A 26,936-nucleotide genomic window follows, 5' to 3' on the forward strand; every position below is an offset into this window, starting at 1 on the left:
ACCTCGCCCCGCCCACCCACGCGGCGCACCCAGCACGGGGGCGACGCGGCGTTAAGAAGGGGCCCCGCACATCCGTATGCGTTAAAAGGGGCCCCTTCCTTTCACCTCGGGCAGACTGGGGGGACCGCCGACTGGAGGATGCCCCGTGGGTCTGTCGCAAGTGGTAGGTCGCCTGATCGGCGTACGCGAGCACGTGGTGGACCCGGGCGGCGGTGGCGCCGACCGCGTGCCGCGCCCGGTCCCGGCGCTGGTGGTCGGCGGCGGTATCGCCGGCATGTCGGCGGCGGTGGTGCTGGCCGAGCGTGGGGTGGCGGTGACGGTGCTGGAGGCGGCGCCGCACCTCGGTGGGCGGCTCGGCGCCTGGCCGGAGGATCTGTCCGACGGCGTCCAGCGCAACGAGCACGGCTTCCACGCGTTCTTCCGGCAGTACTGGAACTGGCGGTCGATCCTGCGCCGCGTCGACCCGGCGCTGGGCTTCCTCAAGCCGATCCCGGGCTACCCGATCCTGTCCGAGCAGTGGCCCACGGAGGAGTTCGGCAAGCTGCCGCCCGCGCCGCCGGCGAACCTGCTGGCGCTGCTGCTGCGCAGCCCGAGCCTGCGCCTGGCCGACCTGCGGTCGATGGACCGGGACGCGGCGCTGCCGCTGCTCACCTACGACCCGGTACGCACGTACGAGGAGTTCGACGAGCGGACCGCCGACGATCTGCTCACCTCGCTGCGGCTGCCGGACCGGGCGCGGGCCATGCTGTTCGAGGTCTTCTCGCACTCGTTCTTCAACCACGAGGCGGAGATGTCGGCCGCCGAGATGATCGCGCAGTTCCACTTCTACCTGCTCGGCAACCCGGAGGGGCTGGCCTTCGACTGCCCGGACCGGGACTACGGCACGGCGATCTGGGAGCCGCTGACCCGGCACGTGGAGAAGCACGGCGGCCGGGTGCTGACCGGCGCGGCGGCGGCCCGGCTGGACCGTACCCCGGCGGGGTGGCGGGTGACCGGCGCGGACGGCGACGTCTGGGAGGCGCCGCACGTGGTGCTCGCGGTGGACCCGCCCGCGCTCGCCGCGCTCGTCGACGCCTCGCCCGGCCTGGCCGCGGCGGCACCCGAGCTGGTGGCGCGGATGCCCGCGTTCGGCAGACCCGGACCGCCGTACGCGGTGGCGCGCTACTGGATGGACGGGGACGTCCGGGCCGACCGCGCGGTGTTCAGCGGCGTCTCCCGGCAGCCCACGCTGGACTCGGTGACGCTCTACCACCGGCTGGAGGACGAGCCCCGCCGCTGGGCCGAGCGCACAGGCGGCTCGGTGGTGGAGCTGCACGCGTACGCCTGCGAGCCGGACGTGCCGGCCGACGAGCTGGCCGCCCGGATGCTGCGGGAGCTGACCGCGCTCTGGCCGGAGGTGGCCGACCTTCGGGTACGCGAGCTACGGGCCCGCGTCGAGGCACAGGCGCCCGCGTTCACGCCTGGCAGCCACGCCTGGCGCCCGGGGGTGGAGACCGACGCGCCGGGCCTCTACCTGGCCGGGGACGGCATCCGCACCGAGTTCCCGAGTGCGCTGATGGAACGGTCGGCGGCCACCGGGATCCTCGCCGCGAACCACATCCTCCGTGCCGAGGGCGCGGCGGCCGAGCCGGTCCGGTCGATCCGGCCGCGCGGCCTGCTGGCCGGCAAGGCTGGGCCGAAACGGTCATAAGCGCATAAAATCGGCTCTACGCTCGACTGATCCGGTGATACGGGAGGTCGGGCGGTGAGCACCGCGACGCGGGATCGGCGCGACGAGGACCACGGGACACCTCGGGACGAACGGACCGCGGTGGTCACCGCGCTGCGACTCGGCTGGTCCATGGCGGACGCCTACCACCACGCGCAGACCGCCGACCTGACCGGAGACGGGCACCGGCCGGCGCCCGCGCCGCCGAAACTGTCGAACCTGACCGAGCTGGCCGGGCGGCACCGGCTCGGCATGTACCTCGACGGCGTGGACGTCGCGCTGGCCCAGATCGCGCCGCTGACCACTGCGGGCCGTACGGTGCCGTCCACCGCCGCCGCCCGGGGCGCCACCGAGGCGGGCCGGGAAACGCTGCTGCGCGCGCTCGACGACCTCAACATCGACGTGCTGCGCTGGACGATGGCGACGAACCACCGGGTGGGTGTGGCGTACCGGCTCGGGCGCTCGCTCGCCGACACCGTGCGGCGCGGCGACGCCGGCCAGCTCGCCGCGCGCTTCGGCGGCCGGCATCTCCAGATCAGCAGGTGGCTGGACGAGCTGGCGAGCGTGCTGCCGCCGTACTCGGCCGCCGTGGTGCGCCGCTCGCTCGCCGCCTGGGCGACGGCTGTCGGTCGTGCCACTGTGGGCGACCCGGGCGAGGCCGGGCTCGCCGAGCTGGCCCGCGAGCTGCGCAACCAGGGCGACCTGTGGCAGGACGTACTGACCGGCGGCCTGCACCCGCGCGACCTGCTGGACGAGGAGAACTGGGCGGTGATCGCCCGCAACGTCGTCATCCGGGACCGGAAGCTGGTGGCGCAGGCCGCCCGTGGGATCTTCTGGCCGGTGCTGGCGCCCCTGCTGGTGGTGCTGTTGGCGGTCGTCGGGGTCAGCGCCGCCGCGGCGGCCGGCTCCCCCACCACCCGGGCGGCGGTGGCGCTCGTCGGTCTGGGCGCGGGGCTCACAGCGATCTGGCGGTCGATCTCCACGCCCACGCTGTCGGTGGCGGCCGAGGTGAACCGCCCGCTGCTGGACAGCGAGCTGGTGGTGCAGATGACCGCCCGCATCGACCGGCCGCTCGCCGCCGCGAGGCGCGCCGGCCGGGCCGGACGGCAGCGGCGGCGGCCCACCGACGACGGATCGAAATACGTTGCCCACGATTCCCGAGTCGATCTACCGTGAGCGCGCAAGGTCAACCACCGTTCCGGGAGCCGTCGATGTCGCTACGACCCGCCACCGCGATGACGTCGTGGCTGCTCGGCGACGGCTGCCGGGAACACGGTCCCTGGCCCGGAGGGCACGACTGACGCGCCTCGCGCGTCCCCGTCGTCGCCGTACCGCCGATCGTGAAGGGAGAACCCGGTGGACGCCGTCCTCGTCGTCAACGCCGACCTCGGCCCGCTGCACCGGGTCACCGTCAAGCACGCGATCCGGATGCTCTGCCGCCGGGTCGCCGAGATCCACGAGGCCGAGCCCGACCGGGTCATCGGAGTCTTCCCGCTGCCGCGTGTGGTCCGCCTCGTCCGGTACGTGGTGACCCGCTGGCGGTTCAGCGCCGGCCCGGCCTGGTCCCGGGCCGGGGTGCTGGCGCGCGACCGGCGGAAGTGCGCGTACTGCGACGGCGCGGCGAGCACGATCGACCACATCCTGCCCCGCTCGCGCGGTGGCCGGAACACCTGGGGGAACACCACCGCCGCCTGCTACGCGTGCAACCAGCGCAAGGGCGACCGGACCCCGGCCGAGGCGGGCATGCCGCTGCGGCGGGAACCGGCGACGCCGAGCTGGGCCGCACTGGCGCGGTGACGGACGGCCGGCGGGCACAGGGGGCGGTGCCGGGGGTGAGCCCCGGCGCCGCGCCCGCCGGTCCCACCAAGTCGCCTAGCTGTCGAGACGCCGGGCCAGCCCGTCGAGCAGGAGGTCCAGCCCACCGCCGAACTCGTCCTCCGGTGCGACCGCGCCGGCCTCGCGTGCGGTCTCGGCGAGCAGGGGGAACTCGTCGCGGGGCAGCGCCGCGATGACTGCCGTGCCGGGGCCGGCGAGCGCGCCGAGGTGTTCCATCTGGATCGCCCCGACCACGTGGCCGAGCAGGGCGCGGAACGCGATCACCCGTCCGACGCCGGTGAAGCCGGCCCTTGTCAGCACCGCGAGCACCGCCTCGCCCCAGCGCAGGATCGTCGGCGAGCGGTGCCGGTACGCGGGGAGCAACGGCACCACTGCCGGATGGACGCCGACCGCGCGGCGCACCCGGTCGGCCAGGTCCCGGATGCCGTCCGGCCACGGGACGTCGCCCGGCGGACGGGTGTCCACCCGTTCGAGGACCCGCTCGACGACGAGCGCCTCCAGTTCGTCCCGGTCGGCGACGTAGCGGTAGAGGCCCATCGTGCTGGTGCCGAGCTGCGCGCCGACCGCGCGCATGGTGAGGCCGGCGAGGCCGTCCCGGTCGAGCACCGCGAGCGCCGCGTCGGCGAGCCGGGCCGGGGTCAGGGAACGGGGACGGGGCATGGCCTTGACAGCGTACAAGATACGCCTACGGTTGTAGGAGTACGTCGTACGCCTACAACGGGAGCGCGCATGGACGTCGTCACCCCCCGCCACCTGACCAGCGTGACCGGCACCGGGATCGACCTGCCGGATCCGGACCGCCTGATCCACCTCCAGTTCCGGCGCTTCGCCGGCTGCCCGGTCTGCAACCTCCACCTGCGCTCGATCGTCCGCCGGCACGCCGAGATCGAGGCCGCGGGCGTACGCGAGGTGGTCCTCTTCCACTCCCCCGCCGACGAACTGCGCGAGCACGTCGCCGACCTGCCGTTCGCCGTGGTGGCCGATCCGGACCGGCGGCTCTACCGGGAGTTCGGCGTGGAGTCGGCGCGGCGGTCGCTGCTCGACCCGCGCGCCTGGCTGCCGATCCTGCGAGCAGTGGTGACCGGCACCTGGCACGTGCTGCGCGGCCGGGAGCGACTGCCGTCCACCTCCCCGCACGGCGGGCGGCTCGGGCTGCCGGCCGACTTCCTGATCGCACCCGACGGGCGGGTGCTCGCCGAGAAATACGGCGAACACGCCTCCGACCAGTGGTCGGTGGACGAGCTGTTGGCCCACGTCAGCGCGGACCGCGCGTCGCGGTGACGGCGGACCGTGCCGGCCGGCCGTTCGCGGCTGACGCCTGCCGGCCGGTCAGACGGCGGGCGGCGTCCAGCCGAAGCGCGGCGGGCGCCGCTCGTTGATCGCGGCCACGCCCTCGCGGGCCTCGCCGCTGTCCCGCACCTGGTCGTGCCACCAGGCGAGCCGGTCGGCGTCGGCGCGCCCGTCGACGATCTCCTTCGCGGCGGTCACTGTGAGCCGGGACCGCTCGGCGACCGTGGCGGTCAGCGCCGCCACCCGCCCGGCCAGCTCACCGGCCGGCAGCACCTCGTCCACCAGGCCGATCCGCAGCGCCCGCTGGGCGTCGACCAGCTCGCTGGTGAAAAGCAGGTGCTTGGCCGCCGACGGGCCGACCAGCGCGGCCAGCCGCCGCGTGGTCGGTGCCGGGTAGACCAGGCCGAGCCGGGCCGGGGGTACGCCGAACCGCGCGTCCGCCGCGGCCAGGCGCAGGTCGCAGGCGACGGCGAGCTGACAGCCGCCACCCACGCAGGCGCCCTCGATCGCGGCGACTGTGGGGCGGCCGAACGCGGCGAGCCGTTCCTCGGCGGCCACCGCGATGCTGCCGTCACCGGCTGCCAGCAGCTCGTCCAGGTCGCCCAGGTCGGCGCCGGCGCAGAACGTGCCGCCCGCGCCGGTGAGGACCAGCACCCGTACCGCCGGGTCCGCCTCCAGGCCGTCTAGCAACACCGGGAGCTGCCGCCACATGGCCGGGGTCATGGCGTTGCGCCGGGCCGGGTTGTGGATGACGACAGTGGCCACCGGGCCGTCCAGGGTGACTGTCAGTTCCGCGTCGGACATGGGTCCGACCGTAACGGCCGGGGCCCGCCGACCACCCGCGTGGGGTGGCCGCCGGGCCCCGGGATCGGCGGTCAGGTCAGGAGACGTTGATCGCGGTGTCGTCGATCACGAACGAGGTCTGCAGCGAGACGTCCTCGGTGCCGGTGAACTTCAGCGTGACGGTCTGCCCGGCGTACGCCGCCAGGGAGAACGACTTCTGGCTGTAGCCGCTGGCCTTGTTCAGGTTCGAGTAGGTCGCCAGCGTGGCCAGCACCGAGCCGGACGAGTTGAGCACCTGCACGTTCAGCTTGTCGTACTGGACGCTGGTGGTGCTCTCGGCCGAGTCGATGTGCAGCCAGAACGAGAGGTTGTACGCGGAGCAGCCGCTCGGCAGGCTCACCGACTGCGACAGCGTGTCGGTGCGGGTGCTGCCGTAGCCGTTCAGCCACGCGTTCCACGTACCGGTGCGGGTCGGCTGGCCCTGCGAGCCGTACTGGCCGATCACGCCGGAGGTGGTGGCCCAGACCGTGTTGCCGGACTCGAAGCCGGGGTTGCCGAGCTTCTGGCCGGCGCCGGTGCAGCCGCCGCCCGTGCCGGTCACCGTCAGCGAGTACGTGGCGGTCTTGGTGCCCGACGCCGCGCTGCCGGTGACGGTCACCGAGTAGGTGCCGGTCGGGGTGCCGGAGCTGGTGGCGATGGTGAGCGTGGACGAGCCGCCCGAGGTCACCGAGGCGGGGCTGAACGACGCGGTGGCGCCGGTCGGCAGGCCGGACGCGGAGAACGTCACGGTCTGCGCGGTGCCGCTGGTGGTGGACGTGCCGACGGTGGCGGAGGCCGATCCACCCGCGGTCACCGACCCGGAGGTCGGCGAGAGCGAGACGGAGAAGTCGTTACCGGTCGAGCTGCACGGAGCGTCGTTGCCGGCCACGTTCACCGCGGTCCACGCCGCCTGGACGGTCTTGTACTCGGTGGAGCAGTTGCCGTACAGGTCGGTAGCGGCCCGCAGGGTGTACGCGCGGGCGGTGTTGGCCGGGTTGCTGGTGTTGACGTACGAGGTGTTCGAGGTGAAGTACACGTCGAGCGCCCGGTACCAGATCTTCTCCGCCTTGGCGCGGCCGATGCCGGTCACCGCCGGGGCCGAGCCGCAGACCGGCGAGGTGCCGTACGCGGTGGCGCCGGTGCCCTCGGCGAGGTTGAAGAAGAAGTGGTTGCCGACGCCGGAGGAGTAGTGCACGTCCTTGTTCTTCGTGCTGGTGGACCAGCAGGAGTCGGACGAGCCGTCCAGCGACGGGTTGTACATGTAGCGCAGCGGCGTACCGTTGCCGTTGATGTTGATCTTCTCACCGACCTGGTAGTCGCCCGGGTCGCTCGGCGCGGCGGCGTAGAACTCCACCATGTTGCCGAAGATGTCGCTGGTGGACTCGTTGAGGCCACCGGACTCACCGGAGTAGACCAGCCCGGCCAGCGCCTCGGTGACGCCGTGGCTCATCTCGTGACCGGCCACGTCCAGCGAGACCAGCGGGCGGGAGTTGCCCGAGCCGTCGCCGTAGGTCATCTGGGAGCCGTCCCAGAACGCGTTGACGTAGTTGTTGCCGTAGTGCACCCGGCTCGGCACGCCCTGGCCGTTGCCGAAGATGCCGTTGCGGCCGTGCACGTTCTTGAAGTAGTCGAACGTCTTGGCGGCGCCGAAGTGGGCGTCCACGGCGGCCGACTGCCGGTTCGAGGTGGCGCCGTTGCCCCACGCGTTGTCCGCGTCGGTGAACGTGGTGCAGGTGGAGGTCCCGTTGTTCATGTCGCAGGTGCGGCCGTTGCCGCGCACCGGGTCGATCATCTGGTACGTGCTGCCGGAGAGCGTCGTGTCGATGGTGACCGAGCCGCTGTAGACGCCCTGGCCGGTGCCGGCCACCGTCTCGATCTCGTCGTACGACCCGATCACCTTGCCGGTGGTCGCGTCGGTGATGACGTGCAGCTTCGACGGCGTCTGCTTGTCCGCCTTCCAGCCGGTCGCGACGGTCTCCCAGGCGAGGCGGCCCTTGCCGCTGCTGGCGTCGACGAACAGTTCCGGCGCGCCGACCGAGGTGAGCGACCCGGAGAACGTCTTGCGGGCGCTGGCCTTGGCCGCGTCCGCGCCGACCTTCGCGGTGGTGCTCAGGGTCAGCGGGGCGGACAGGCTGACCGACGCGCTGGTCAGGGTGCCGTTCGGGGCGGTGTGGATGACGAAGTCACCGCCGTACACCCGGAGACCCTGGTAGGTCCGGCTGTACCGGGTGTGCGCCGCCCCGGAGGGGTCGACCTTGGTGCGAACGGCCTGGTAGGCCTCACCGCCGGCGCCCTGGACGACGCCGGGGTTGGCGCGCAGCAGGCTCGCGGCCTTGGCTGCGGCAGAGGTCTCGGGGCTGGGGGCGGTTGGCGCTGCCGCTTGCGCCGAGGTGGTGACGCAGGCCAGCACGCTGCTGGTGAGCAGCGCTGCGCTGACGGCGGCGACGGATCTTTTCACGGGCCCTCCTGGAAGGCGAAGTTGTGACGGGGGTAGTCACTGATGTAGATATAGCGATACATCGAAGAACGTGAAAGAGGCTGGCGAGATCCCGCCTGAGACATTGACCGAACGGATGAGGAGGACCGGTGGGCCGGAACCGGGTGGTCCCGTCGCGCGTCCGATCGGGTATGAGAGCTGCCTCCGCCGCGGCGGCCGTCGCCGCCCTTCTCCTCCCGCTCGCCGGCTGCGCCCGCACCGACGCCCCACCCGTCCTCACGGACGGACCCTCGCCGCTGGCCACCGAGGTCGTACTCGTGAAGTCGGGCGGCATCGCCGGGCTGTCCGACACCGTCCGGGTCGAGCCGGACGGCCACTGGACGAGGACCGACCGCGGCGGCGCCTCCCGCGAGGGACAGCTCGCCGCGGAGAAGCTCACCCGGCTGCGGCAGCTCGCGGCCGACCCCCGGCTCGCCGCCGAGGCCGCCGTCACCGTGCCGCCGACGATGTGCGCCGACGCGTTCACCTACCGGCTCACCATCGGGCCGAACCAGGTCGGCTACGTGGACTGCCCGCCGGAGACCACGCCACCGGCCGTCACCTCGCAGGTGGTGGACCTGCTCAACGGCGCCACCGGCTGACCGGCCCGTCAAACCCGTTCCGGCTGTGACATCGGCCTATGGCCGGGGCGGGCCGGCCGCGCCAGCATGGAAGGCATGACTCGCGCACTCATCGCCCTGACCAGTCACTCCGAGCTGGGCCGCACCGGCCGCTCGACCGGCTACTACGTCGGCGAGGCCGCCGAGCCGTGGGAGGTGTTCCGGGCCGCCGGGTACGACGTCGACCTGGTCTCCGTGGCCGGCGGGGAGCCGCCCGTCGACGGGCGGGACGAGAACGACAGCACCCAGAACGACTTCCTCGCCACCGCCGGCGTCACCGACACCCCGAAGGCCGCCGACGTCGACCCGGACGGGTACGACGTGATCCTCTTCGCCGGTGGTCACGGCACCATGTGGGACTTCCCCGACGACCCCGACCTGGCCCGGATCGCCCGCTCGGTCTACGAGCGCGGCGGCGTGGTGGCCGCCGTCTGCCACGGCCCGTCGGCGCTGGTGAACCTCACCCTCACCGACGGCTCCCGGCTCGTCGCCGGCAAGCGGGTGGCCGGGTTCACCAACAGCGAGGAGGCGGCCGTCGGCCTCACCGACGAGGTGCCGTTCCTGCTCGCCGACAAGCTCGGCGAGGCGGGCGCGCAGCACGTGCCGGCACCTGATTTCACCGAGCACGTGGTGGTCGACGGGCGGCTGGTGACCGGCCAGAACCCGCAGTCCGCCCGCGCCGTGGCCGACGCCGTGGTGAAGCTGATCGCCTGAGTCAGATCCGGTAGTCGTCGGGCAGGCCGGTGGCACGCAGCTCGGGCGGCAGGTGGGCGACGTCGTTGAACGCGACGAGCGCCGGCGGGCCGCCCGAGCTGTAGCGGATCACGGTCAACCCGCAGTTCTGCTGGTTCAGCCCGATCCACCGGCGCGCCGGCGCGTCCACCGCGTGCAGTACCAGCCACGCGACCAGGAAGTTGTGGGTGACGACCAGCTCGCGTACGTCGCCCTCCGCGGGGGCGGTGGCGAACCGCGCCACCGACTCCGCGGTCACGCGCGGTCCGTCGCGCCGCTCCCGCTCGGAGAAACCGGCCAGGAACGCCGCGTACGACTCCGGCAGGCCGGCCGGGTCGGTGTCGTGCGGCATGTGGTCGCCGGCGCGGTCGTCCTCGCGTACCGGAACACCCGGCAGCGACGCCGCGACCAGCGCGGCGGTCTCCGCGGCCCGCCGGGCCGGCCCATGGTGTACGGCGGCGAAGCGCGTGCCGCGCAGCCGCTCGCCCAGCAGCGTCGCCTGTCGGCGGCCGCGCTCGGACAGTCCGGTGTCCGCCTCCTCCTCCGGCCGGTCCTGCTCGCCGTGACGGACCAGGTAGAGCAGGCGGCTGGGCATCGGCACCTCCACGGTCGGGGACCGCGAGACTAGCCCGCCGAGCGCCGCCCGGGTGGCCCGCCGGTCACGGGTGCTGGTGCATCTGCCCGATCCGGATGCGGTTGCCGAACGGGTCACGGATGCCGAAGTCGATGCCGTACGGCCGGTCGGTCGGCTCGTCGGTCACCTCCACGCCCTTCGCGACCAGGTCCGCGTACGTCTTGTGCGCGTCGTCGGTGGTGAAGAACAGGAAACCGCCGGCGGCGCCCTTGGTGAGCAGTTCCCGGACCTGCTCGGCCGTCTTCGGGTCCAGAGCCGGCGGACCCGGCTTCTCCAGCAGGATCTCCCGGCCCGGGTCACCCGGCACGTTCACGGTGAGCCAGCGCATGAAACCGAGGTCCTGGTCGGTGCTGACCTCCAGGCCGAGCTTGCCGACGTAGAAGTCGAGCGCCTCGTCCTGGTCGAGCACGTAGATCTGGGAGCGGGAAGTCGAAGTCATCGTCATGCCGACGACGCTAGAGCAGCGCCCCGACCTGCTGCTTATCCGAAACTGCGCAGTCCCGCCGTCGAGCCACCTCGCCCGATTTGCGTCGTTTGTCCGCGCGGGGACACCGCCCGGACATCCGCTGTTAACGTCCCCGTGACATAAGCCGGGGGGTTACACGATGCAGCTGATGGTGGCCTGGGCCGCGACCGGGGCGTTGCCACAACCGCGCCTCGATGCCGCCGTGGCCCGGTTCGACAAGGCCGTGGCCGACCTCGTACCCGAAAGCTGGCACCGCCGGCGCTTCGGCGGCACCGACTGGGGCGTGCTGGTGCTGCACCCGGCCGATCCGGGCGGATACCGATGGCCGCCCGTCGCCACCGACGGCCCCGTCACGGCCGTCTCCGTGGGCATCCCGGTAGGGGCCGACGGCGACGACCCGGTGACGCTCGCCAACCGCCTGATCACCGGCGAGGACGTGCACCGGGACGTCGTACCGCCGTTCACGCTGCTCGCACTCGACCGCGACCGTCTCGCCCTGCAACAGGACTGGCTGGGCATGGCCCGGGTGTTCACCGGCGCGGCCGACGGGATCACCGCCTGGTGCACCCGGCCCGGTCTGCTCGCAGACTTCCTGCACGGCGAGGCCCGCCCCGACCCGGCCGGCTGGACGTCGTACCTGCTCACCGGCCACTTCGGCGGCGACCTCTCACCGCTCGCCGGCATCCGGCTGCTCCAGCCGGGCGAGCGGGTCACCGGCCGCCGCCGCGCCGACGGCGGCTGGCAGCTCACCACCGAGGTCCGGTACGCCGCCGACGACGTGGTCCGCAGCGGCCTCGCCGACCGGGACCGGCCGACCGACGAGCGGCTGGACCTGGCCGCTGACGCGTTGACCCGATCCGTCGCCGGCCTGCACCGGCTGCACGACGGCGAGGTCACGCTCGGTCTCTCCGGCGGCAAGGACTCCCGGCTCATCGCCGCGACGCTCGTCGCCGCCGGCCGTACGCCGGACCTGGTCACCAACGACGACACCCCCGCCGAGGGCGACGTGGCCCGCGAGCTGGTGCGGCTCCTGCGGGACCGGCGCGGCCTGGAGCTGCCGCACCGCCTCACACCCGCAGCGCCGCCGGACGCCGTCCTCGGCACCGGCCTCCGGGACCGGGCGCGACGGCTCGCCGCGCTGCACGACCACCAGTTCCCGTCGACCTACCTGACGCGCCCGGCGGCGCGGACCCGGCTGCCGGACCAGGTACGCCCGCCGAGCCTCACCGGAGCGGCAGGCGAACTGGTGGTCGGCTTCTGGTATCCCCGCCCCGACGCCGACCCGGCGCCCACGCCCGAGCAGGCGGCCATGAGCAAGTTGCTGGCGGCCGTGCCGCGCGGGACCACGACGCCCGAGGCGCTGGCCGCCGAACGCGACCGCGTCACCGCGCTGACGGCCCACGCCCGAGAGCTGGGCCTACGCGACGAGCACCTGATCGACTACGTCTACCTGGTCGAGCGGATGCGCCGCTGGTGCACAGCCGCGTACACCACTGGCATGGTCACCCCGTTCCTGGCGCCCGGCTTCGTCGCGGCCAGCTTCGCGTTCACCGCGGCCGAGAAGCGGGCGCGACTTCCGCACACCGCGCTGATCGCCCGGCTCGTACCGGAGTGGGCGGACGTGCCGTTCGTCAGCTCCGCCACCGGACCGTCCCGCGCCACCCGGATCTGGGAGGGCGACGGCGTCGCCGCCGTGGCCGGCCTGCTGGACACCGTCCACGGGCCGCTCACCGAGCTGATCCGGCGTCCGGCCGTGGAGCGGGAGCTGCGTACCGCCGCCCGGGGCGGCCGGCCCGATCCGCGGGTGCTGGCCCAGTTCACCGCACTGGCGGTCGCCTCCGAACGGCTGGAACCCGACTTCACCGGGCCGTCGACCGGCGCCACCTACGAGCGGGTCACCGCGCCGCCGCGCCCGCGTACGCCACCGGAGAGCCGGCTGGCCGGACTGCGCTGGCTACGGCGGACCCGGCTCGGCGACCGGCTCTGGGTCATGGTGCGGCGGAGGGTGCGGGGCCGCTGACCGCGGGGCTGGCTTCTTGCCCTCCGTGGCCGGCTTGCCCTCCGTGGCCGGCTTGCCTGCCGTGCTGCTCGGGCGCATCCAGGCCTTGGTGAAGCAGCTCGGGACGTCGGCCGGCGCGGCCTTTCGGCGCCGGTAGGCCGACGGCGACTCACCGACGATGCCGTGGAACGTCCGGCTGAACGTGCCCAGGCTGCCTAAGCCGACCAGGTGGCAGATCTCGGTGACCGGTTCGCCGGTGCGCGCCAGCAGGTACATGGCGCGTTCCACCCGTCGGCGTTGCAGGTAGCGGTGCGGTGTCTCGCCGAAGGTGGCCCGGAAGGTGCGGATGAAGTGCGCCTCCGAGACGTGCGCGATCCGGGCCAGGGCGGGGATGTCGAGCGGCTGCGCGTACGCCCGGTCCATCGCGTCGCGGGCGCGCAGCATCGCCCGGTTGGACTCCTCGACCGCGCGACTCATCGCTGGTCAGCCTACTGCGCGTGCCGCGCCCGCACCGTCTACGGCTGGTCCAGGAGACTCTTGGTCATGATGTGCTCGCGGCGCACGCCGTCGGGCATCAGGCCGCCAACTTCGCCCGTGTCCCGGAAGCCGTTGCGCAGATACAGGGCCCACGCGTTGGGGTTGCCCTCCGCCACGGCGAGCCGCAGCGTCCGCGCGCCTGCCTGCCGGGCCCACTGCTCGACCTCCCGGACGAGGTGGTCGCCCACGCCCCGGCCGCGTCCGGCGGGTGCCACGTACATCGAGATCAGCTCGACCACCCCGTCCTGCTCGGTCGGCATCCCGCTGGCCATCCCGACCGGTTGCCCGTCGAGCATCACCACGACGTTGTACGAGCCGGGGACGGCCAGCCGCCCGCGCCAGCGTTCCTCGCGGTCGCCGTCGCCCTGCCAATCAGCCAGTCGGGCGCCGAAGGCGTACCCGGCCTCGGCGAGCGCGGCGAGCCGCAGTTCCCGCCACACCTTCCAGTCATCCTCGCCGAGGACGCGCGTTTCGAGCATGCGGAGAGGGTGGCGCAGGCCTGCCGAGCAGGCAACCGGTATCCGGCAACCGTGACGATCGGGTGCTGTCGAATCCCGCCCGAGTCGGGTCTAGCCTGAAGTCGGCAGGCTCAGCCAGGTCGAAGAGGGCACGGACAGCGCCCAGCGGGGAGAAGACATCGTGGAACGCGTGACGGGCATCGGCGGCGTCTTCTTCCGCGCCCACGACCCGGACCGGATCAACCGCTGGTACGCCACCCATCTCGGGGTCGAGCTGGCACCGGAGTCCTACGACGTGTCCTCCTGGTGGCAGAAGCCCGGTCCTACCGTCCTGGCGGCCATGTCGGCGGACTCCGAGCACTTCGGCGGCCCCGAGCACTCCTGGTCGCTCAACTTCCGCGTCGTCGACCTGGACGCGATGGTCGACCAACTGCGCGATGCGGATATCGACGTCGAGGTGGACCCCGAGGAGTACCCGAACGGCAGGTTCGCGAGCCTCAGAGACCCAGAGGGCAACATGATCCAGCTCTGGGAGCCCGCGGGGGCCGACGCCCGTGGGCCCGCCTGACCCCTCGCGGGTGTACCGTCAGGTCGCTGCTGACGGAGCCGGGCGTCCCGCGGCGACATCGGCCCCGGAACGCCTTGTGGAACTGGAGCCCCCGGCCGGGATCGAACCGGCGACATCTCGCTTACAAGGCGAGTGCTCTGGCCAGCTGAGCTACAGGGGCGCGTGCGTCGGGCTCAGCATAGCGACTGAGCCCCGGAATTCCCGCCTCGCAGGGCTCCCGAGCACGGAAAACGTCGGCATCCCGACCGGTACGACCGATGGATCATCGCTCGGCCGCGCTCACAGGCGGGGAGATTGATGCCTCGCAGTGCCTTCCTGACCGTTATGCGTATGCCATCCGTCCCACCCGACGTGCCACGTCTTGGCACGATCGCGAAAGCCGTTTACCGTGCAGTGACACGGACGACACTCCGGCCGGCCTCGGCTGCCTGAGCGACGACCCCGTTGGCCGGTGCCTTGGGCGCCGGTCGCTCCTTCACTCGGATCGTCCGGCACGTTCCTGCCGGTGAAAGGAAGCGCTCCATCATGGCTACGGTCACCTACGCGAAGGCGTCCCGGATCTATCCGGGCACCGAGCGCCCCGCCGTCAACCAGCTCGACCTCCAGATCGGTGACGGGGAGTTCCTCGTCCTGGTCGGCCCGTCCGGCTGCGGCAAGTCCACCAGCCTCCGGATGCTCGCCGGCCTGGAGGACGTCGACGACGGCGCGATCTACATCGACGACCGGGACGTCACCCACCTCCCGCCGAAGGCCCGCGACATCGCGATGGTCTTCCAGAACTACGCCCTCTACCCGCACATGACGGTGTACGAGAACATGGCGTTCGCGCTCAAGCTGCGCAAGACCTCGAAGTCGGAGATCGACCGGCGGGTCAAGGAGGCGGCCGGGCTGCTCCAGCTGGAGGAGTTCCTCAGCCGCAAGCCGAAGGCGCTCTCCGGCGGTCAGCGCCAGCGTGTCGCCATGGGTCGCGCGATCGTCCGCGAGCCGCAGGTCTTCCTCATGGACGAGCCGCTGTCGAACCTCGACGCCAAGCTGCGCGTGCAGACCCGTACCCAGATCGCCTCGCTGCAGGCGAAGCTGGGCGTCACCACGGTCTACGTCACCCACGACCAGGTCGAGGCCATGACGATGGGTCACCGGGTGGCGGTCATGCTCGACGGCGTGCTCCAGCAGGTGGACACCCCGCGGGCGCTCTACGACACCCCCTCCAACGTCTTCGTCGCCGGCTTCATGGGCTCCCCGGCCATGAACATCAAGACGGTGAAGCTGACCGAGCAGGGCGGCGCGTTCGCCGAGATGATCGTGCCGCTGACCCGCGAGCAGGTCCAGGCGGCCGGCGCCGAGGGCGGCGACGGCAAGGTCACCGTCGGCTTCCGGCCGGAGGACTGCGACCTGGTCAGCCCGTCCGAGGGCGGCATGCCGGTCGTGGTCGAGCTGGTCGAGGACCTCGGCTCGGACGCCAACGTCTACGGCCACGCCGCGCTGGAGGGCCACAACGAGCGGTTCGTGGTCCGCACCGACCGCCGCAGCATGCCGAACATGGGCGACACCGTGTTCGTCAAGCCGCGTACCGGCCGCAGCCACGTCTTCCACGCCGCCACCGGCCAGCGGATCTGACGTACGCGAGAAAGGGGCGGCCCGCCACGGCGGACCGCCCCTTTTCGTTGCTCTCGATCAGGCCTCGACGGACCGGCGGCGGGCGACCTCGGCGAGCGTGACCGCGGCGGCCACGCTGGCGTTGAGCGACTCCACGTCGGAGACCATCGGGATGCTGACGGTCAGGTCGCAGGTCTCCCCGACCAGGCGGGACAGCCCGCGCCCCTCCGAGCCGACCACCACGACGAGCGGGCCGACGGCGGCCTCCAGGTCGTACAGGTCGGTCTGTCCGTCGGCGTCCAGGCCGACCACGACGAAGCCGGCCTCCTTGCACGCCTTGAGCGACCGGGTCAGGTTGGTGACCTGGGCGACGGGCACGCGCGCGGCCGCGCCGGCGCTGGTCCGCCAGGCGGTCGCGGTGATCCCGGCGGCACGCCGTTCGGGTACGAAGACACCCTGCGCGCCGAACGCGGCGGCCGACCGGATCACCGCCCCGAGGTTGCGCGGGTCGGTGACGCCGTCCAGCGCGACCAGCAGCGGAGCGGCCTGCTCCAGCGCGGCGGCGACCAGGTCGTCGAACGGCTCGTAGGCGAACGGCGGCACCTGGAGGCCGACGCCCTGGTGCAGCACCCCGCCGGTCATCCGGTCCAGCTCGGCGCGGCTGACCTCGAGGATCGCGATGCCCCGGTCGGCGGCGGTCCGGACGATCTCCTTGACCCGGTCGTCGACGTCGATGCCCTGCGCGGTGTAGAGCGCTGTCGCGGGCACCTGGGTGCGCAGCGACTCCAGCACCGGGTTTCGCCCGACCAGCAGCTCGGGGCTGTCCTTCGCCGGGTTGGCCTTGCGGCCCGGCGCGACCCGGGGACCGCCCCGGCCGCCGGGCTTGCCCTTGCCGCCCTTGAGCGGCACACCGGCCCGGCTGCCCTTGCCCCAGGTGGTGTCCTTGGTGCCGGGCTGGCCGATCTTGGGCGCGCGGCCCTCCTCGGCGGCGGCGCGGCGCTCCTTGTCCTGCTTCCAGGCGGTGCGCTGGGGCAGCTTCTCGGTGCCCGAGTACGCCTTGTGCCAGGGCCGCTCGTCGGCGGGCAGCGTGCGACCCCGCCCGGCGAGCGAGTCCTTGTTCTTGCCACCGGTGCCCTTGGGGGCGCCCGCCTTCGGCGTCAGTCGCCGGCCACGGCGCTGCGAGTTGCCGGCCATCAGTCCTGCTCTCCAATAGTCCAACGCGGGCCCTGGGGGGTGTCCTCGACGACCACGCCGGCCTGCTTGAGCTGGTCGCGTACGGCGTCGGCGGCAGCCCAGTCCTTGCGGCTGCGGGCCTGCGCGCGCTGCTCCAAGGCCAGCGCGATCAGGGAGTCCACCACGCCGCGCAGGTCGTCCGTGCGGCCGCCGCCGGTCCAGGCCGGGTCCAGGGGGTCGACGCCGAGGATATCCAGCATCGCCCGGGTGGCGGCCAGCGTCGTGCGGACGGTCACATCGTCCCCGGCGGTGAGCGCGGTGTTGCCGTCGCGGACCACCTCGTGCAGCGCCGCGAGCGCCGCCGACGTGTTGAGGTCGTCGTCCATCGCGGCCACGAACCCGGCCGGCAGGTCGCCGGGCCGGCCCGGGCCGACCCGCTCGGCCGCCCGCTGCACGAAGCCCTCGATCCGCCGGTACGCGACGGCGGCCTCGCGCAGCGCGTCCTCGGAGTAGTCGATGCGGGACCGGTAGTGGGCGGCGACGTAGTAGTAGCGCAGCTCGACCGGGCGGACGCCGAGCGCGGCCACGTAGTCGAGGTCGAGCGTGTTGCCGAGCGACTTGCCCATCTTGGTGCCGCCGATGCCGAGCAGGCCGTGGTGCACCCAGTAGCGGGCGAACGGCAGGTCCGCGGCCTGCGACTGGGCGATCTCGTTCTCGTGGTGCGGGAACGTCAGGTCGAGCCCGCCGCCGTGGATGTCGAACTCGGGACCGAGGTAGCGCCAGCACATGGCCGAGCACTCGATGTGCCAGCCCGGCCGGCCGCGGCCCCACGGCGACGGCCAGTAGGCGTCGGCCGGTTCGCCCGGCTTGGCGCCCTTCCAGAGCGCGAAGTCACGCGGGTCGCGCTTGCCCCGGTCGGGGGCGTCGCCGGCGGGCTGCATGTCCGCCGGGGACTGGCCGGACAGCGAGCCGTACGCGGGCCAGGAGGCCACGTCGAAGTAGACGTCGCCGGAGCCGTCGGTGGCCGGGTAGGCGTGACCGGTCTCGATCAGCCGGGCGATCAGCTCGTGCATCTCCGGGACGTGCCCGGTCGCCCGCGGCTCGTACGTCGGCGGGAGCACGTTCAGCGCCCGGTAGGAGGTGGTGAGGATCTGCTCGTTCGCGTACGCGATCGACCAGAACGGCCGGTCCTGCTCCATCGCCTTGGCCAGGACCTTGTCGTCGATGTCGGTCAGGTTGCGGATGAACGTGACCTCGAAGCCCTTGCTGAGCAGCCATCGGCGCAGCACGTCGTAGTTGACGCCGGAGCGAAGGTGACCGATGTGCGGCGGGGCCTGGAGCGTGAGACCACACAGGTAGACCCCCACCTTGCCGGCTTCCCGCGGGACGAAGTCCCGCACCGATCGGGTGGCGGTGTCATACAGGCGTAGCGTCACCTCACAAGGGTAGCCGTCCGCACATTTCCGGGTTGGCCGGAGCCGGGTCGTACGCTGCGTGCTGTGGACACGGCGGCGCGCACGGGAGAGACGGCACAGACCCTGGACCGGGGCCTGCGGCTGCTGCACCTGGTCGCGGACGCGCCGGGCGGGCTCACAGTCACCGAGGCGGCGCACCGGCTGGGCATCGGCCGGGCGGCCGTCTACCGGCTGGTCGGCGCGCTGACCGGCCACGGCATGCTCCGGCGTGACGGCGAGGGCCGCCTGCGGATCGGCGTGGGCGTACTGCACCTGGCCCGCCGCGCCCAGCCGCTGCTGGCCGAGGGTGCGCTGCCCGCGCTGCGCCGGCTCGCCGAGGGCACCGGGGCGACCGCCCACCTCACGGTGGTCGAGGGCGGCGAGGGAGTCGCGCTCGCGGTGGTCGAGCCGAGCTGGACGTCGTTCCACGTGGCGTACCGGACCGGCACCCGGCACCCGCTGGAACGGGGCGCCGCCGGCCGGGCGGTACTGGCCGGGCGGGCCGGCGATCCGGGGCCGGTGAGTACCAGCGGCGAGCTTCAATCAGGCGCATACGGGGTGGCGGCGCCGGTGCTCGGTGTGCCCGGGCTGGAGGGGAGCGTCGGGGTGGTGTCGCTGACCCCGCTCGACGTGGCGGACGTCGGCGCCCAGGTCACCGCCGCCGCCGAGGCGGTCGCCGCCGCGCTCTCCTGACCCCGCATGCCCCCACGCCGTCACGCCCTCACGCCCTCGCGCCAGCTCGGGGAAGTGGCTGCATCAACGCGGCCCGGACACCGCCACCTCCCCGAAGTGGAGTCGATCAAGCCAGCTCAAGGCACCGGCGGCCACACGGCCCAGCCCACCCCGCAACCCTCACACCGCCACGCCGAAGTGGCTGGAACCCGCCCTTCTCCACACACCCTCACGCCAGCTCGGGGAAGTGGCTGCATCAACGCGGCCCGGATGCCGCCACCTCCCCGAAGTGGAGTGGATCATGCGCTGATCGAGGGCCATAGCACACGGACAGGGGCGGTCGGGGGTTGTCCACAGGGCGCGGCGGATGGCACGGCTGCGGCTGTCCACAGGGGTACCGATCTCGACCCGTACGCCGCCACGCTCGTCACATGCCACCTCATCCTCATCGACCATCGGAGTTGGCCTGGCAGGTCTTCCGGGGCTCGGAAGCGATCCGGCGCGGGCTGCTGTCCCGGCACCATCTGCGGGGCGCGTCCTGGATCCGGCTCCGGCAGGACGTCTACGCCGACGCGCGGCTCGACCGCGACCACGCGCTGGCCTGCCGCGCGGCGCTGCTACGCATGCCACCCGGTGCGGCGATCGCCGGCCCTTCGGCGGCCTACCTGCACGGGGTCGAGCACGCCGCCGACTTCACCGACGACGTGCACGTCCTGCTGCCGGCCACGGTCCGGGCCGACTCCCAGCCGGGTGTCCGGGTGCACCAAGCCCCGATGTCGAGCACCCGCAGCGGCCTCCTGGTCCCCGTCGGCGCCGCCGCCGCAGCCGCGCGAACGAGCCCAACCGCCGGCACGAACCCACGCGCCAGCACGAACCCACACGCAGGCACGAACCCATACGCAGGCACGAGGTCGACCACCGACACGAAGCCACCCGCAAGCACGAGGTCGCCCGCAAGCACGAGCCCACCCGCAAGCACAAGGTCGCGCGCCGGCACGAGGCCGCCCGTCGCGGCACCGTCGACAACGGACCGCCCACCGGGCACACCGGGCCGGACCAGATCGCCGAATCCGGCCGACTCCCGCAGGGCGCCCGGACCGCACGGCCCGGCCACCCCGCCGGCTTCAACCGCCGCATTGAACCCGTTCGCGGGGTCGTACCCCGGCGCGGAAATGATCCTGGCCGGGCCGACGCCCCGCACCGAGCCGGCCGCCTGTGCCTGGGAGACAGCGGTCTGGGCCGATCCCGTCAAGGCGGTCGGCATCATCGACGGGCTGCTGCGTACCGGTTCGGTGAACCGGTCGGCGCTGGCGAGCGAGGCGGCCCGGAACGCGTGCCGCCCCGGTGGGCGGCGAGCCGCGTGGGTGTTCGGCCTGACCGACGGGCTGGCTCAGTCCCCGCCCGAGTCCCACCTGCGGGTCCGCCTCGTCCTCGCCGGCCTGCCCCGCCCGGTGGCCCAGTATCCGGTGCGTGTGCCGACCGGCCTGATCCTGCACCCCGATCTGGCCTGGCCGGAGTTCCGGGTCGCCGTCGAGTACGACGGTCAGTGGCACTCCGACGCGGACCGGATGCACCTCGACCGGCGGCGGCTCAACCAGCTCGTCGCGGCCGGCTGGCTCGTGTTGCACGTGACCGGCCGCCGTCTGCGTAAGGAGTTCCCCGCCCTGGTGCGGGAGATCCGGGCGGCACTGGTGGCCCGGGGGTGGCGGCCGTGACACCGGCCGGAACGCCGAGGTGGCGGCGTCCGGGAACTCCGGACACCGCCACCTCGGGTAAACTGTCGTTACGGTCGTACGTTCGGCTTGACCGGGGTCTTCACCGCGGCGTAGGCGTCGACGATGCCGTAGCCGTAGAAGCCGTTGAAGTTCAGCGAGCCCGCGCAGTACGCGTCGAACTCGGCGTCCCGGCCCTCGTTGGTGTAGCTCTGCAGCCGCGGCTCCGGGCAGGCGTGCTCGGCCGCCGTCCGGTAGAGGTGCTGCTCGACCAGGTTCGGCGCCATGCCGTAGCCGTTGCGGCCCTGCTTCTTGCCGTGCTTGCTCACGATCAGCGCCGCCACGCCCGAGACGTGCGGGGACGCCATCGAGGTGCCCTGGAGGTAGGTGTAGTAGCCACACTCACCCTTGGCGGTGCACTGCTTGAACACCGAGTTCTCGAAGCCGGCGACGATGTCGCCGTTCTCGTCGACCGACCCCTCCTCCTGGAGCACCTTCTTCGGGTACGTGGAGAGGATCATGTTGGCGTCGGTGCGGTACGTGTCGGTGCCGAAGCCGTCCCGGAACCAGCCACCCGGCGCCGCCACGGAGATCTGCTCGGTGCCGTAGTTCGAGTAGTCCGACTTCTTGCCGGACGGACCGACCGCCGACACGCCGATCACGTGCGGGCCCTCGACCGGCAGGTCCCAGCAGGTCGCGTTGTCGATCGGGCGCGGGTACGGGTCGGCGCCGTAGTCCGGGCTGCTCACATCGGTGCGCGGCGCGCCCAGGTCCTCGTGGTTGTTGCCGAGCGAGCCGACGAGCGTGACGCCCTTGTGGTGCGCGAAGTTCAGCGCCCGCTTCATCGCCTCGATGACGGTCCGCTGCTCGGCCTGCGCCTCCGGCGAGTCCGCCGGGTTGGCGGTGCAGTTGTAGAGCCACGGGTCGACGTAGAAGGACATGTTGACCACGTCCAGCCCGGAGCGGCCCGCGTGCACCAGGGAGTTCACCACCGGGTTGAGGAAGAAGTAGCCGCTGTCCTGGCCACCCTTCAGCTCGACCAGGGAGACGTTCGGGGCCACGCCGGAGAGGCCGAAGCCGTTCGCGGCGGCGCCGATGGTGCCGGCCACGTGCGTGCCGTGCCCACCGTCGTCGGTGCCGACCGGGTCGAGGCAGCTCGCCACCTCGCACGGGCCGTCGACCTCGGGGATGTCCGGGGCGAAGTTTCGCGACAGCGCCCAGTTGAAGTTGGGCGCGAGGTCGGGCTGGCTGGCGTCGACGCCGGTGTCCAGGATGCCGACGGTGACCCGGCGGTCGCCCGGCTCGATCTTGCGGGCCTTGTCGGCCCGGATCATGTCCAGACCCCAGAGCTTGTCGTCGAGCGGGTCCATCTTCTTGCCGTTGTTCCTGGCGGCCTTGCCCTTGGTCGCCGCGGCGGCCAGCAGGTGCTCCTGCTCGACCCGGTCCAGCTTCGGCTTGCGGCCGATCGCCTTCTCCTCGGCGGCGCCGACCAGCGCGCCGGCCGCGGTGGCCCGGCTGGCGAAGTCCGCCCGGTCGCTGGTGACCTGGAACAGGCCGACGTCGTCGGTGCGGGCGACGACCTTGCCACCGGCGGCGGCGATCGCGGCGATCGCGGCGTCGGTGGAGACGCCGCTCTCGGCCAGCACGGTGAAGGTCCGGGTGTCCGACGGCGCGGCGTTCGCCGGGATGCTCAGACCGGTCACCGTGAGTGCCAGCGAGGCCGCAGCCGCGACCGCGCCGACGGTGAAGCGCTTGCTCACCACATCAGATCCTCTCGTTGAGGGACGTGGTGTCATCCCACATCACGGGAGCGGGTTCCGCCAGATCGACGTCCGTTATCGGCGGCAACTAGGCATTCGCGTTCGCCACGGTGGTGAGCACCGTGGACAGTCCGGCGAGCGTGGACACTTCGGCGTCCGGTTCGAGGCCCCGCGGGCGGGGCAGTCCGGCCCGGTTGAGCCAGACGGCACGCAGTCCGGCCCGCTGGGCGGCGGCCACGTCGTGCTCCGGCGAGTCGCCCACGTGGACGATGCGCGCGGCGGGCAGCCCGGACGCCGCCACCACCGCCGTGAAGAACTCCGGCGCCGGTTTCTTGGGCACGCCGCCCTCGTGCGCGTACACCTCGAAGGCGAACTGCCCGGCGAGGCCGCAGCGTTCGGCGCGGCTGTTGCCGTTCGTGGCGAAGCCCAGCACGTGGTGCGGGCGCAGCGCCGCCAGCGCGGGCAGCACGTCGGGGAAGGGGCGGCTCAGCGCGTACCGGCTCGCGAAGAACAACGCTGCGAACTCGTCCAGGTCCGCCTCCAGCCCGGCCCGGGCCAGCGAACGGGCCAGGGCGGCCCGCCGGATCTCCTGCACCGGGGCGGCGCTGAGCGCGCCGAAGACCGCACCCCAGTCCCCCTCCAGGTCCGCGAGCGCCACGGCGGCCGCCGCCGGGGTCCGCCGCCGCATCTCGTCGAGTACGGCGACGAGTGCGCCGGTGACAGCCGGGCGCAGGTCGACGAGTGTCTCGTCGGCGTCGAAGACGACGGCGCCGCGCGGCCCGCTCATCGCTCGCCGGTCAGCACCGGCTCGGCCGGCGCAGTCGCCGAGGTCGACGGTGTGCCCCGCAGTTCGTCCGCCCGGACCAGGGCGACGCCGCCCAGGATGAGCGCCCCGCCGGCCAACTGGATCAGGCTGGGCAGTTCGTCGAGCACCAGCCAGGCGATCAGCACCGCGAACATCACCTCGGTCAGCCCCACGAAGGAGGACAGCCGTGCCCCGAGCAGCCGGGTGCCGGCGACACCGGCGAGGTACGCGACCACGGCGGCGATCAGCGACAGCCCGGCGATCGGCACCAGCCAGCTCACCCGGTGCCCGCCGAAGGTGACGTCGGCGGTGCCGGCCGCGAGCGGCAGCGCTCCGAGGCCGCCGAGCAGGAGCAGCGCCACCGCGCCGACGGCCATGCCGCCGCTGGCCATCACCACCGAGGGCAGGCCCGCGTCGATCCGCCCGGCGATGACGAAGTATCCGGCCAGCCCGACGCCCGCGCCGAGGCCCCAGAGCACGCCCACCGGGTCGAGTCGTCCGGCGCCGGTGAGGTCGAGGACGAGCCCCAGCCCGCACAGGGCGGTGACCGAACCGGCCACCGTGAGCAGCCGGGGGCGCTGACCGTGGACCAGCCACATCCATCCGACCACGAGCACGATGCCGAGGTATTCCAGCAGGAGCGCCACGCCGACCGGGAGGTAGCGGACCGCGTTGAAGAAGCAGGCCTGCGCAGTGGCCACGCCGAGCAGCCCGAACAGCACCACGCTTCCCGCGTTGCGGCGCAGCACGGTCCACCTGCCGCGCAGCGCCAGCACGGCGGGGACGGCGAGCACCAGCGCGGCGATGCCGACCCGGGCGATCACCACGGCGACCGCCGACCACTCGCCGGTGATCAGCGGGCGGGCGAAGGTGCCCGAGGTGGCGAACGTGATCGCGGAGAGCAGTGCCAGGCCGAGCCCGACGCTTGACCGTTCACGCATCGGCATCTCCTGGTCATGAGTCAAGGGAGGTTATGCTGATGACGCTAGGCGTAGCCTCCGACAGGAGTCAAGTTGCTTTTCGCCCATGACACCGAATGCGCGCTGGTCAGCGTCGCCGCACTGGTGAACACCGCCGGCGACGACCGGGAAGGGCTGCCCGACGTGGCCGCCCTGGACGCCTTCTTCACCGCCCACGGGTGGAGCGGCCGGCACGAGCACACCGACGCCGAACTGCGCCAGGTCCGCGCGCTGCGGCCCCGGCTGCGCCGCATCTGGTACGCCGACACCGACGAGGTGGTGACGATCGTCAACACGCTGCTGCGCGAGTCGCACGCGCTGCCGCAGCTCGTCCGGCACGACGACGAGCCGTACCATCTGCACGCCGTGCCGCGGGACGCGCCGCTGGCGACCCGGATGGCGGTCGAGGCCGCGATGGCGATGGCCGACCTGGTCCGGATGGGCGAGCTGAGCCGGCTGCGGCACTGCGACCATCCCGACTGCGACAACGTGCTCGTCGACCTGTCCCGGAACCGGTCCCGCCGGTTCTGCGATGCCGGGTGCGGCAACCGGGCCGCGGTGAGCGCCTACCGGGCCCGCAGGGCCGCCGCGTCCCACTCCTGACGCGTCGCGGGCCAGGCGTCGCGGCGCAGCTCGTACTCCACCTCGCCGTGCTCCGTACCCGGGATCGGGTCGTCGAAGGCCAGATGGAAGGTGCGGACGTAGCGCAACCCGGCGCGGGCCATGACCGCGCGGGAGCGGTCGTTGACGGCCATCGTCTGAGCCCACACCCGGCGGACGCCGACCGTGTCGAACGCGTGCCGCACCAGCGCCCGCGCGCCCTCGATGGCCAGCCCGTGTCCCCACGTCGCGCGGCGCAGCCGGTAGCCCAGCTCCGCCTCGCCGCCGTCGTCGGACGGGTCGAGCGAGTGCCAGCCGAGGAACTCGCCGGTGAACCGGTCGAGCGTCGCCCAGCGGCCGAGCCCGGGATGCCGGGCGTACTGCGCGAGCACCCGGGGCAGCACCTCGTCCCGGTACGTCCCGGCCGGGGTCGGCGCGCCGCCGGTCAGGAAGCGCATGACCTCCGGATCGGCGTCCAGCGCCACCAGCCGATCCACGTCGTCCATCGTGAACCGGCGCAGCGTCAGCCGCGCGGTCTCCAGCAACACGCCGCCGTCGTCACGCACGGTCGGATCATGCCGCGCCCACCGTGACGGGTCGAGGCAATTACCGGCGCCGGCTCAGGGGTGGGTCATCCGGAGCAGGTCCAGGGCCTCGTCCAGCTGGGTCTCGGTGAGCTTGCCCGAGTCGACGTGCCCCCGGGCGATCACCACCTCGCGGATGGACACCTGCTTGGCCAGCGCCTCCTTGGCGATCGAGGCGGCCTCGTCGTACCCGAGGTGGCGGTTGAGCGGGGTGACGATCGACGGTGAGCCCTCCGCGTACGCCAGGCAGACCTCGGCGTCAGCGACCAGGCCGGCCACCAGCCGCTCGGCGAACAGGCGGCTGGACGCGGCGATCAGCTTGATCGACTCCAGCAGGTTGCGGCCCATCACCGGGAGCATCACGTTCAGCTCGAAGTCGCCCTGCGACCCGGCGAAGGCCACCGCGGCGTCGTTGCCGATCACCTGGGCGCAGACCTGCCGCATCGCCTCGGCCACCACCGGGTTCACCTTGCCCGGCATGATCGACGACCCCGGCTGGAGGTCGGGGATGCGCAGCTCACGCAGCCCGGCGCGAGGGCCGGAGCCCATCCAGCGCACGTCGTTGGCGATCTTGTAGAGACCGACCGCGATGGTACGGAGCTGGCCGGACGTCTCCACCAGCGCGTCCCGGGCGCCCTGCGCCTCGAAGTGGTTGCGCGCCTCGGTCAGCGGCAGCCCGGTCGACTCCCGCAGCTTGCCGATCACCCGGTCGGCGAAGCCCAGCGGCGTGTTGATGCCGGTGCCCACAGCGGTGCCGCCCAGCGGCAGCTCGGCCAGCCGGGGCAGCGCCGACTCCAGCCGCTCGACGCCGTAGCGCACCTGCGCGGCATACCCGCCGAACTCCTGCCCGAGCGTGACCGGCGTGGCGTCCATCAGGTGGGTACGCCCGGCCTTGACCACCGTCTCGAACTCGGCCGCCTTCTCCTCCAGCGCGCCCGCGAGCTGCTTCAGCGACGGGATCAGATCCTCCACCACGAACTGGGTGGCGGCCAGGTGGATCGAGGTGGGGAAGACGTCGTTGCTGGACTGTGACGCGTTGACGTGGTCGTTCGGGTGCACGTCACGGCCCAGCTCGCGGCTCGCCAGGGTGGCGATCACCTCGTTGGTGTTCATGTTGGACGACGTGCCGGAACCGGTCTGGAACACGTCCACCGGGAACTGGTCGTCGTAGCCGCCCTCGGCGACGTGCGCGGCGGCGGTGGCGATCGCCTGTGCCACGTCCGCGTCGATCACCCCCAGCTCACCGTTCACCAGGGCCGCCGCCCCCTTGATCTGCGCCAGGGCCTTGATCTGGGCCGGTTCCAGCCCGCGCCCCGAGATCGGGAAGTTCTGCACCGCGCGCTGGGTCTGCGCCCGCCACAGCGCCTCGGCGGGCACCTCCACCTCGCCCATCGAGTCGCGTTCGATCCGGTAGCCGGTCGCCTCTGGAGTCGTCACGCGTTCCATCCTGCCGCGCCGCCGGTCGGTGTGCAGGG

Annotated in this window: 26 protein-coding genes and 1 tRNA gene; 12 read left to right on the top strand and 15 right to left on the bottom strand. The window is 72.8% G+C overall.

What is annotated here, in order from left to right:
• The first annotated feature begins 145 nt into the window (after positions 1-145).
• The 3 genes from ABD52_RS06320 (at position 146) to ABD52_RS06330 (ending at position 3,505) form a co-directional block, all read left to right on the top strand.
• Positions 146-1,690, top strand: a complete 1,545-nt coding sequence (locus ABD52_RS06320; protein ID WP_047891131.1) for an FAD-dependent oxidoreductase — start codon at positions 146-148, stop codon at positions 1,688-1,690.
• Positions 1,691-1,744: 54 nt separating this feature from the next.
• Positions 1,745-2,884, top strand: coding sequence for a hypothetical protein (locus tag ABD52_RS06325; protein WP_047891132.1), 1,140 nt, complete (start codon positions 1,745-1,747; stop codon positions 2,882-2,884).
• A 180-nt stretch (positions 2,885-3,064) separates the two neighbouring features.
• The gene (locus ABD52_RS06330; protein WP_047891133.1) at positions 3,065-3,505 is read left to right on the top strand and encodes an HNH endonuclease; all 441 of its coding nucleotides are present in this window, start codon (positions 3,065-3,067) and stop codon (positions 3,503-3,505) included.
• 75 nt (positions 3,506-3,580) lie between these two features.
• On the opposite strand, the gene ABD52_RS06335 is transcribed toward ABD52_RS06330, so the two are convergent.
• Positions 3,581-4,204, bottom strand: a complete 624-nt coding sequence (locus ABD52_RS06335; protein WP_235437372.1) for a TetR/AcrR family transcriptional regulator — start codon at positions 4,202-4,204, stop codon at positions 3,581-3,583.
• A gap of 69 nt (positions 4,205-4,273) precedes the next feature.
• Between ABD52_RS06335 and ABD52_RS06340 the strand changes: the two genes are divergently transcribed.
• Positions 4,274-4,825, top strand: coding sequence for a peroxiredoxin-like family protein (locus ABD52_RS06340; RefSeq protein ID WP_047891135.1), 552 nt, complete (start codon positions 4,274-4,276; stop codon positions 4,823-4,825).
• A 48-nt stretch (positions 4,826-4,873) separates the two neighbouring features.
• On the opposite strand, the gene ABD52_RS06345 is transcribed toward ABD52_RS06340, so the two are convergent.
• Complete coding sequence (locus ABD52_RS06345) at positions 4,874-5,638, bottom strand: enoyl-CoA hydratase/isomerase family protein (RefSeq protein WP_013475057.1); 765 nt, start codon at positions 5,636-5,638, stop codon at positions 4,874-4,876.
• Between the two features lie 76 nt (positions 5,639-5,714).
• Entirely contained in the window at positions 5,715-8,114 is a 2,400-nt protein-coding gene (locus ABD52_RS06350; RefSeq protein WP_013475056.1) for a M4 family metallopeptidase, read from the bottom strand.
• Between the two features lie 170 nt (positions 8,115-8,284).
• Between ABD52_RS06350 and ABD52_RS06355 the strand changes: the two genes are divergently transcribed.
• The gene (locus ABD52_RS06355; RefSeq protein WP_152748193.1) at positions 8,285-8,734 is read left to right on the top strand and encodes a hypothetical protein; all 450 of its coding nucleotides are present in this window, start codon (positions 8,285-8,287) and stop codon (positions 8,732-8,734) included.
• Positions 8,735-8,809: 75 nt separating this feature from the next.
• A complete protein-coding gene (locus tag ABD52_RS06360) occupies positions 8,810-9,466 on the top strand; it encodes a type 1 glutamine amidotransferase domain-containing protein (RefSeq protein WP_232236698.1) in 657 nt (218 codons plus the stop codon).
• A 1-nt stretch (position 9,467) separates the two neighbouring features.
• Here the strand turns inward: ABD52_RS06360 and ABD52_RS06365 are convergent, their stop codons facing one another.
• Together ABD52_RS06365 and ABD52_RS06370 are read right to left on the bottom strand one after the other, a co-directional pair.
• A complete protein-coding gene (locus ABD52_RS06365) occupies positions 9,468-10,079 on the bottom strand; it encodes a histidine phosphatase family protein (RefSeq protein ID WP_047891137.1) in 612 nt (203 codons plus the stop codon).
• 64 nt (positions 10,080-10,143) lie between these two features.
• A complete protein-coding gene (locus ABD52_RS06370) occupies positions 10,144-10,563 on the bottom strand; it encodes a VOC family protein (RefSeq protein WP_013288900.1) in 420 nt (139 codons plus the stop codon).
• A gap of 160 nt (positions 10,564-10,723) precedes the next feature.
• Between ABD52_RS06370 and ABD52_RS06375 the strand changes: the two genes are divergently transcribed.
• Entirely contained in the window at positions 10,724-12,604 is a 1,881-nt protein-coding gene (locus ABD52_RS06375) for a hypothetical protein (RefSeq protein WP_047891138.1), read from the top strand.
• On the opposite strand, the gene ABD52_RS06380 is transcribed toward ABD52_RS06375, so the two are convergent.
• A complete protein-coding gene (locus ABD52_RS06380; protein WP_235437373.1) occupies positions 12,539-13,060 on the bottom strand; it encodes a helix-turn-helix domain-containing protein in 522 nt (173 codons plus the stop codon). The genes ABD52_RS06375 and ABD52_RS06380 overlap by 66 nt on opposite strands.
• 38 nt (positions 13,061-13,098) lie before the next feature.
• The gene (locus ABD52_RS06385; protein WP_047891139.1) at positions 13,099-13,599 is read right to left on the bottom strand and encodes a GNAT family N-acetyltransferase; all 501 of its coding nucleotides are present in this window, start codon (positions 13,597-13,599) and stop codon (positions 13,099-13,101) included.
• A 160-nt stretch (positions 13,600-13,759) separates the two neighbouring features.
• Here ABD52_RS06385 and ABD52_RS06390 point away from each other — a divergent pair, with 160 nt between their 5' ends.
• The gene (locus tag ABD52_RS06390) at positions 13,760-14,146 is read left to right on the top strand and encodes a VOC family protein (RefSeq protein WP_013288904.1); all 387 of its coding nucleotides are present in this window, start codon (positions 13,760-13,762) and stop codon (positions 14,144-14,146) included.
• Between the two features lie 83 nt (positions 14,147-14,229).
• Here ABD52_RS06390 and ABD52_RS06395 read toward each other — a convergent pair.
• Positions 14,230-14,306 (bottom strand) — tRNA-Thr (locus ABD52_RS06395).
• A 365-nt stretch (positions 14,307-14,671) separates the two neighbouring features.
• Here ABD52_RS06395 and ABD52_RS06400 point away from each other — a divergent pair.
• Positions 14,672-15,763 carry an ABC transporter ATP-binding protein gene (locus ABD52_RS06400; RefSeq protein ID WP_047891140.1) on the top strand — a complete coding sequence of 364 codons (1,092 nt, stop codon included), beginning with the start codon at positions 14,672-14,674 and terminating at the stop codon, positions 15,761-15,763.
• A gap of 57 nt (positions 15,764-15,820) precedes the next feature.
• On the opposite strand, the gene rlmB is transcribed toward ABD52_RS06400, so the two are convergent.
• Both rlmB and cysS read right to left on the bottom strand, forming a co-directional pair.
• Positions 15,821-16,936 carry a 23S rRNA (guanosine(2251)-2'-O)-methyltransferase RlmB gene (rlmB, locus tag ABD52_RS06405; RefSeq protein WP_013288906.1) on the bottom strand — a complete coding sequence of 372 codons (1,116 nt, stop codon included), beginning with the start codon at positions 16,934-16,936 and terminating at the stop codon, positions 15,821-15,823.
• Positions 16,936-18,351, bottom strand: coding sequence for a cysteine--tRNA ligase (cysS, locus tag ABD52_RS06410; protein WP_013288907.1), 1,416 nt, complete (start codon positions 18,349-18,351; stop codon positions 16,936-16,938). The genes rlmB and cysS overlap by 1 nt, the downstream gene beginning before the upstream one ends.
• 63 nt (positions 18,352-18,414) lie before the next feature.
• Here cysS and ABD52_RS06415 point away from each other — a divergent pair, with 63 nt between their 5' ends.
• Together ABD52_RS06415 and ABD52_RS40640 are read left to right on the top strand one after the other, a co-directional pair.
• The gene (locus ABD52_RS06415; protein ID WP_047891141.1) at positions 18,415-19,062 is read left to right on the top strand and encodes an IclR family transcriptional regulator; all 648 of its coding nucleotides are present in this window, start codon (positions 18,415-18,417) and stop codon (positions 19,060-19,062) included.
• A gap of 1,115 nt (positions 19,063-20,177) precedes the next feature.
• Positions 20,178-20,756 carry an endonuclease domain-containing protein gene (locus ABD52_RS40640; RefSeq protein ID WP_235437374.1) on the top strand — a complete coding sequence of 193 codons (579 nt, stop codon included), beginning with the start codon at positions 20,178-20,180 and terminating at the stop codon, positions 20,754-20,756.
• Between the two features lie 68 nt (positions 20,757-20,824).
• Here the strand turns inward: ABD52_RS40640 and ABD52_RS06425 are convergent, their stop codons facing one another.
• The 3 genes from ABD52_RS06425 to ABD52_RS06435 form a co-directional block, all read right to left on the bottom strand.
• On the bottom strand, positions 20,825-22,513 hold the full coding sequence (locus tag ABD52_RS06425) for a S8 family serine peptidase (protein ID WP_030272055.1): 1,689 nt from the start codon (positions 22,511-22,513) through the stop codon (positions 20,825-20,827).
• 88 nt (positions 22,514-22,601) lie between these two features.
• Positions 22,602-23,300 (bottom strand): HAD family hydrolase, encoded by a 699-nt coding sequence (locus tag ABD52_RS06430; protein ID WP_047891143.1) that lies wholly within the window; start codon positions 23,298-23,300, stop codon positions 22,602-22,604.
• Entirely contained in the window at positions 23,297-24,259 is a 963-nt protein-coding gene (locus ABD52_RS06435; RefSeq protein ID WP_123111468.1) for a DMT family transporter, read from the bottom strand. Before ABD52_RS06435 ends, ABD52_RS06430 begins: the two co-directional genes overlap by 4 nt.
• 72 nt (positions 24,260-24,331) lie before the next feature.
• On the opposite strand from ABD52_RS06435, the gene ABD52_RS06440 reads away from it, so the two are divergent.
• On the top strand, positions 24,332-24,880 hold the full coding sequence (locus tag ABD52_RS06440) for a CGNR zinc finger domain-containing protein (protein ID WP_013288914.1): 549 nt from the start codon (positions 24,332-24,334) through the stop codon (positions 24,878-24,880).
• On the opposite strand, the gene ABD52_RS06445 is transcribed toward ABD52_RS06440, so the two are convergent.
• Together ABD52_RS06445 and ABD52_RS06450 are read right to left on the bottom strand one after the other, a co-directional pair.
• Positions 24,844-25,443, bottom strand: coding sequence for a GNAT family N-acetyltransferase (locus ABD52_RS06445; RefSeq protein WP_047891145.1), 600 nt, complete (start codon positions 25,441-25,443; stop codon positions 24,844-24,846). The two genes, ABD52_RS06440 and ABD52_RS06445, sit on opposite strands and share 37 nt — an antisense overlap.
• A gap of 54 nt (positions 25,444-25,497) precedes the next feature.
• The gene (locus tag ABD52_RS06450) at positions 25,498-26,907 is read right to left on the bottom strand and encodes a class II fumarate hydratase (protein WP_184977698.1); all 1,410 of its coding nucleotides are present in this window, start codon (positions 26,905-26,907) and stop codon (positions 25,498-25,500) included.
• Positions 26,908-26,936: the final 29 nt, after the last annotated feature.

Origin of the sequence: Micromonospora sp. RV43, from assembly GCF_001029515.1 — a bacterium.
In the GTDB taxonomy this organism is placed as follows: Bacteria; Actinomycetota; Actinomycetes; order Mycobacteriales; family Micromonosporaceae; genus Micromonospora; species Micromonospora aurantiaca.

Coding starts and splice junctions, on each gene's coding strand:
- ABD52_RS06335 (WP_235437372.1), bottom strand. CDS start 4,204: ATGCCCCGTCCCCGTTCCCTGACCCCGGCCCGGCTCGCCGACGCGGCG.
- ABD52_RS06340 (WP_047891135.1), top strand. CDS start 4,274: ATGGACGTCGTCACCCCCCGCCACCTGACCAGCGTGACCGGCACCGGG.
- ABD52_RS06345 (WP_013475057.1), bottom strand. CDS start 5,638: ATGTCCGACGCGGAACTGACAGTCACCCTGGACGGCCCGGTGGCCACT.
- ABD52_RS06355 (WP_152748193.1), top strand. CDS start 8,285: ATGAGAGCTGCCTCCGCCGCGGCGGCCGTCGCCGCCCTTCTCCTCCCG.
- ABD52_RS06360 (WP_232236698.1), top strand. CDS start 8,810: ATGACTCGCGCACTCATCGCCCTGACCAGTCACTCCGAGCTGGGCCGC.
- ABD52_RS06365 (WP_047891137.1), bottom strand. CDS start 10,079: ATGCCCAGCCGCCTGCTCTACCTGGTCCGTCACGGCGAGCAGGACCGG.
- ABD52_RS06370 (WP_013288900.1), bottom strand. CDS start 10,563: ATGACGATGACTTCGACTTCCCGCTCCCAGATCTACGTGCTCGACCAG.
- ABD52_RS06375 (WP_047891138.1), top strand. CDS start 10,724: ATGCAGCTGATGGTGGCCTGGGCCGCGACCGGGGCGTTGCCACAACCG.
- ABD52_RS06380 (WP_235437373.1), bottom strand. CDS start 13,060: ATGAGTCGCGCGGTCGAGGAGTCCAACCGGGCGATGCTGCGCGCCCGC.
- ABD52_RS06385 (WP_047891139.1), bottom strand. CDS start 13,599: ATGCTCGAAACGCGCGTCCTCGGCGAGGATGACTGGAAGGTGTGGCGG.
- ABD52_RS06400 (WP_047891140.1), top strand. CDS start 14,672: ATGGCTACGGTCACCTACGCGAAGGCGTCCCGGATCTATCCGGGCACC.
- rlmB (WP_013288906.1), bottom strand. CDS start 16,936: ATGGCCGGCAACTCGCAGCGCCGTGGCCGGCGACTGACGCCGAAGGCG.
- ABD52_RS06430 (WP_047891143.1), bottom strand. CDS start 23,300: ATGAGCGGGCCGCGCGGCGCCGTCGTCTTCGACGCCGACGAGACACTC.
- ABD52_RS06435 (WP_123111468.1), bottom strand. CDS start 24,259: ATGCGTGAACGGTCAAGCGTCGGGCTCGGCCTGGCACTGCTCTCCGCG.
- ABD52_RS06450 (WP_184977698.1), bottom strand. CDS start 26,907: ATGGAACGCGTGACGACTCCAGAGGCGACCGGCTACCGGATCGAACGC.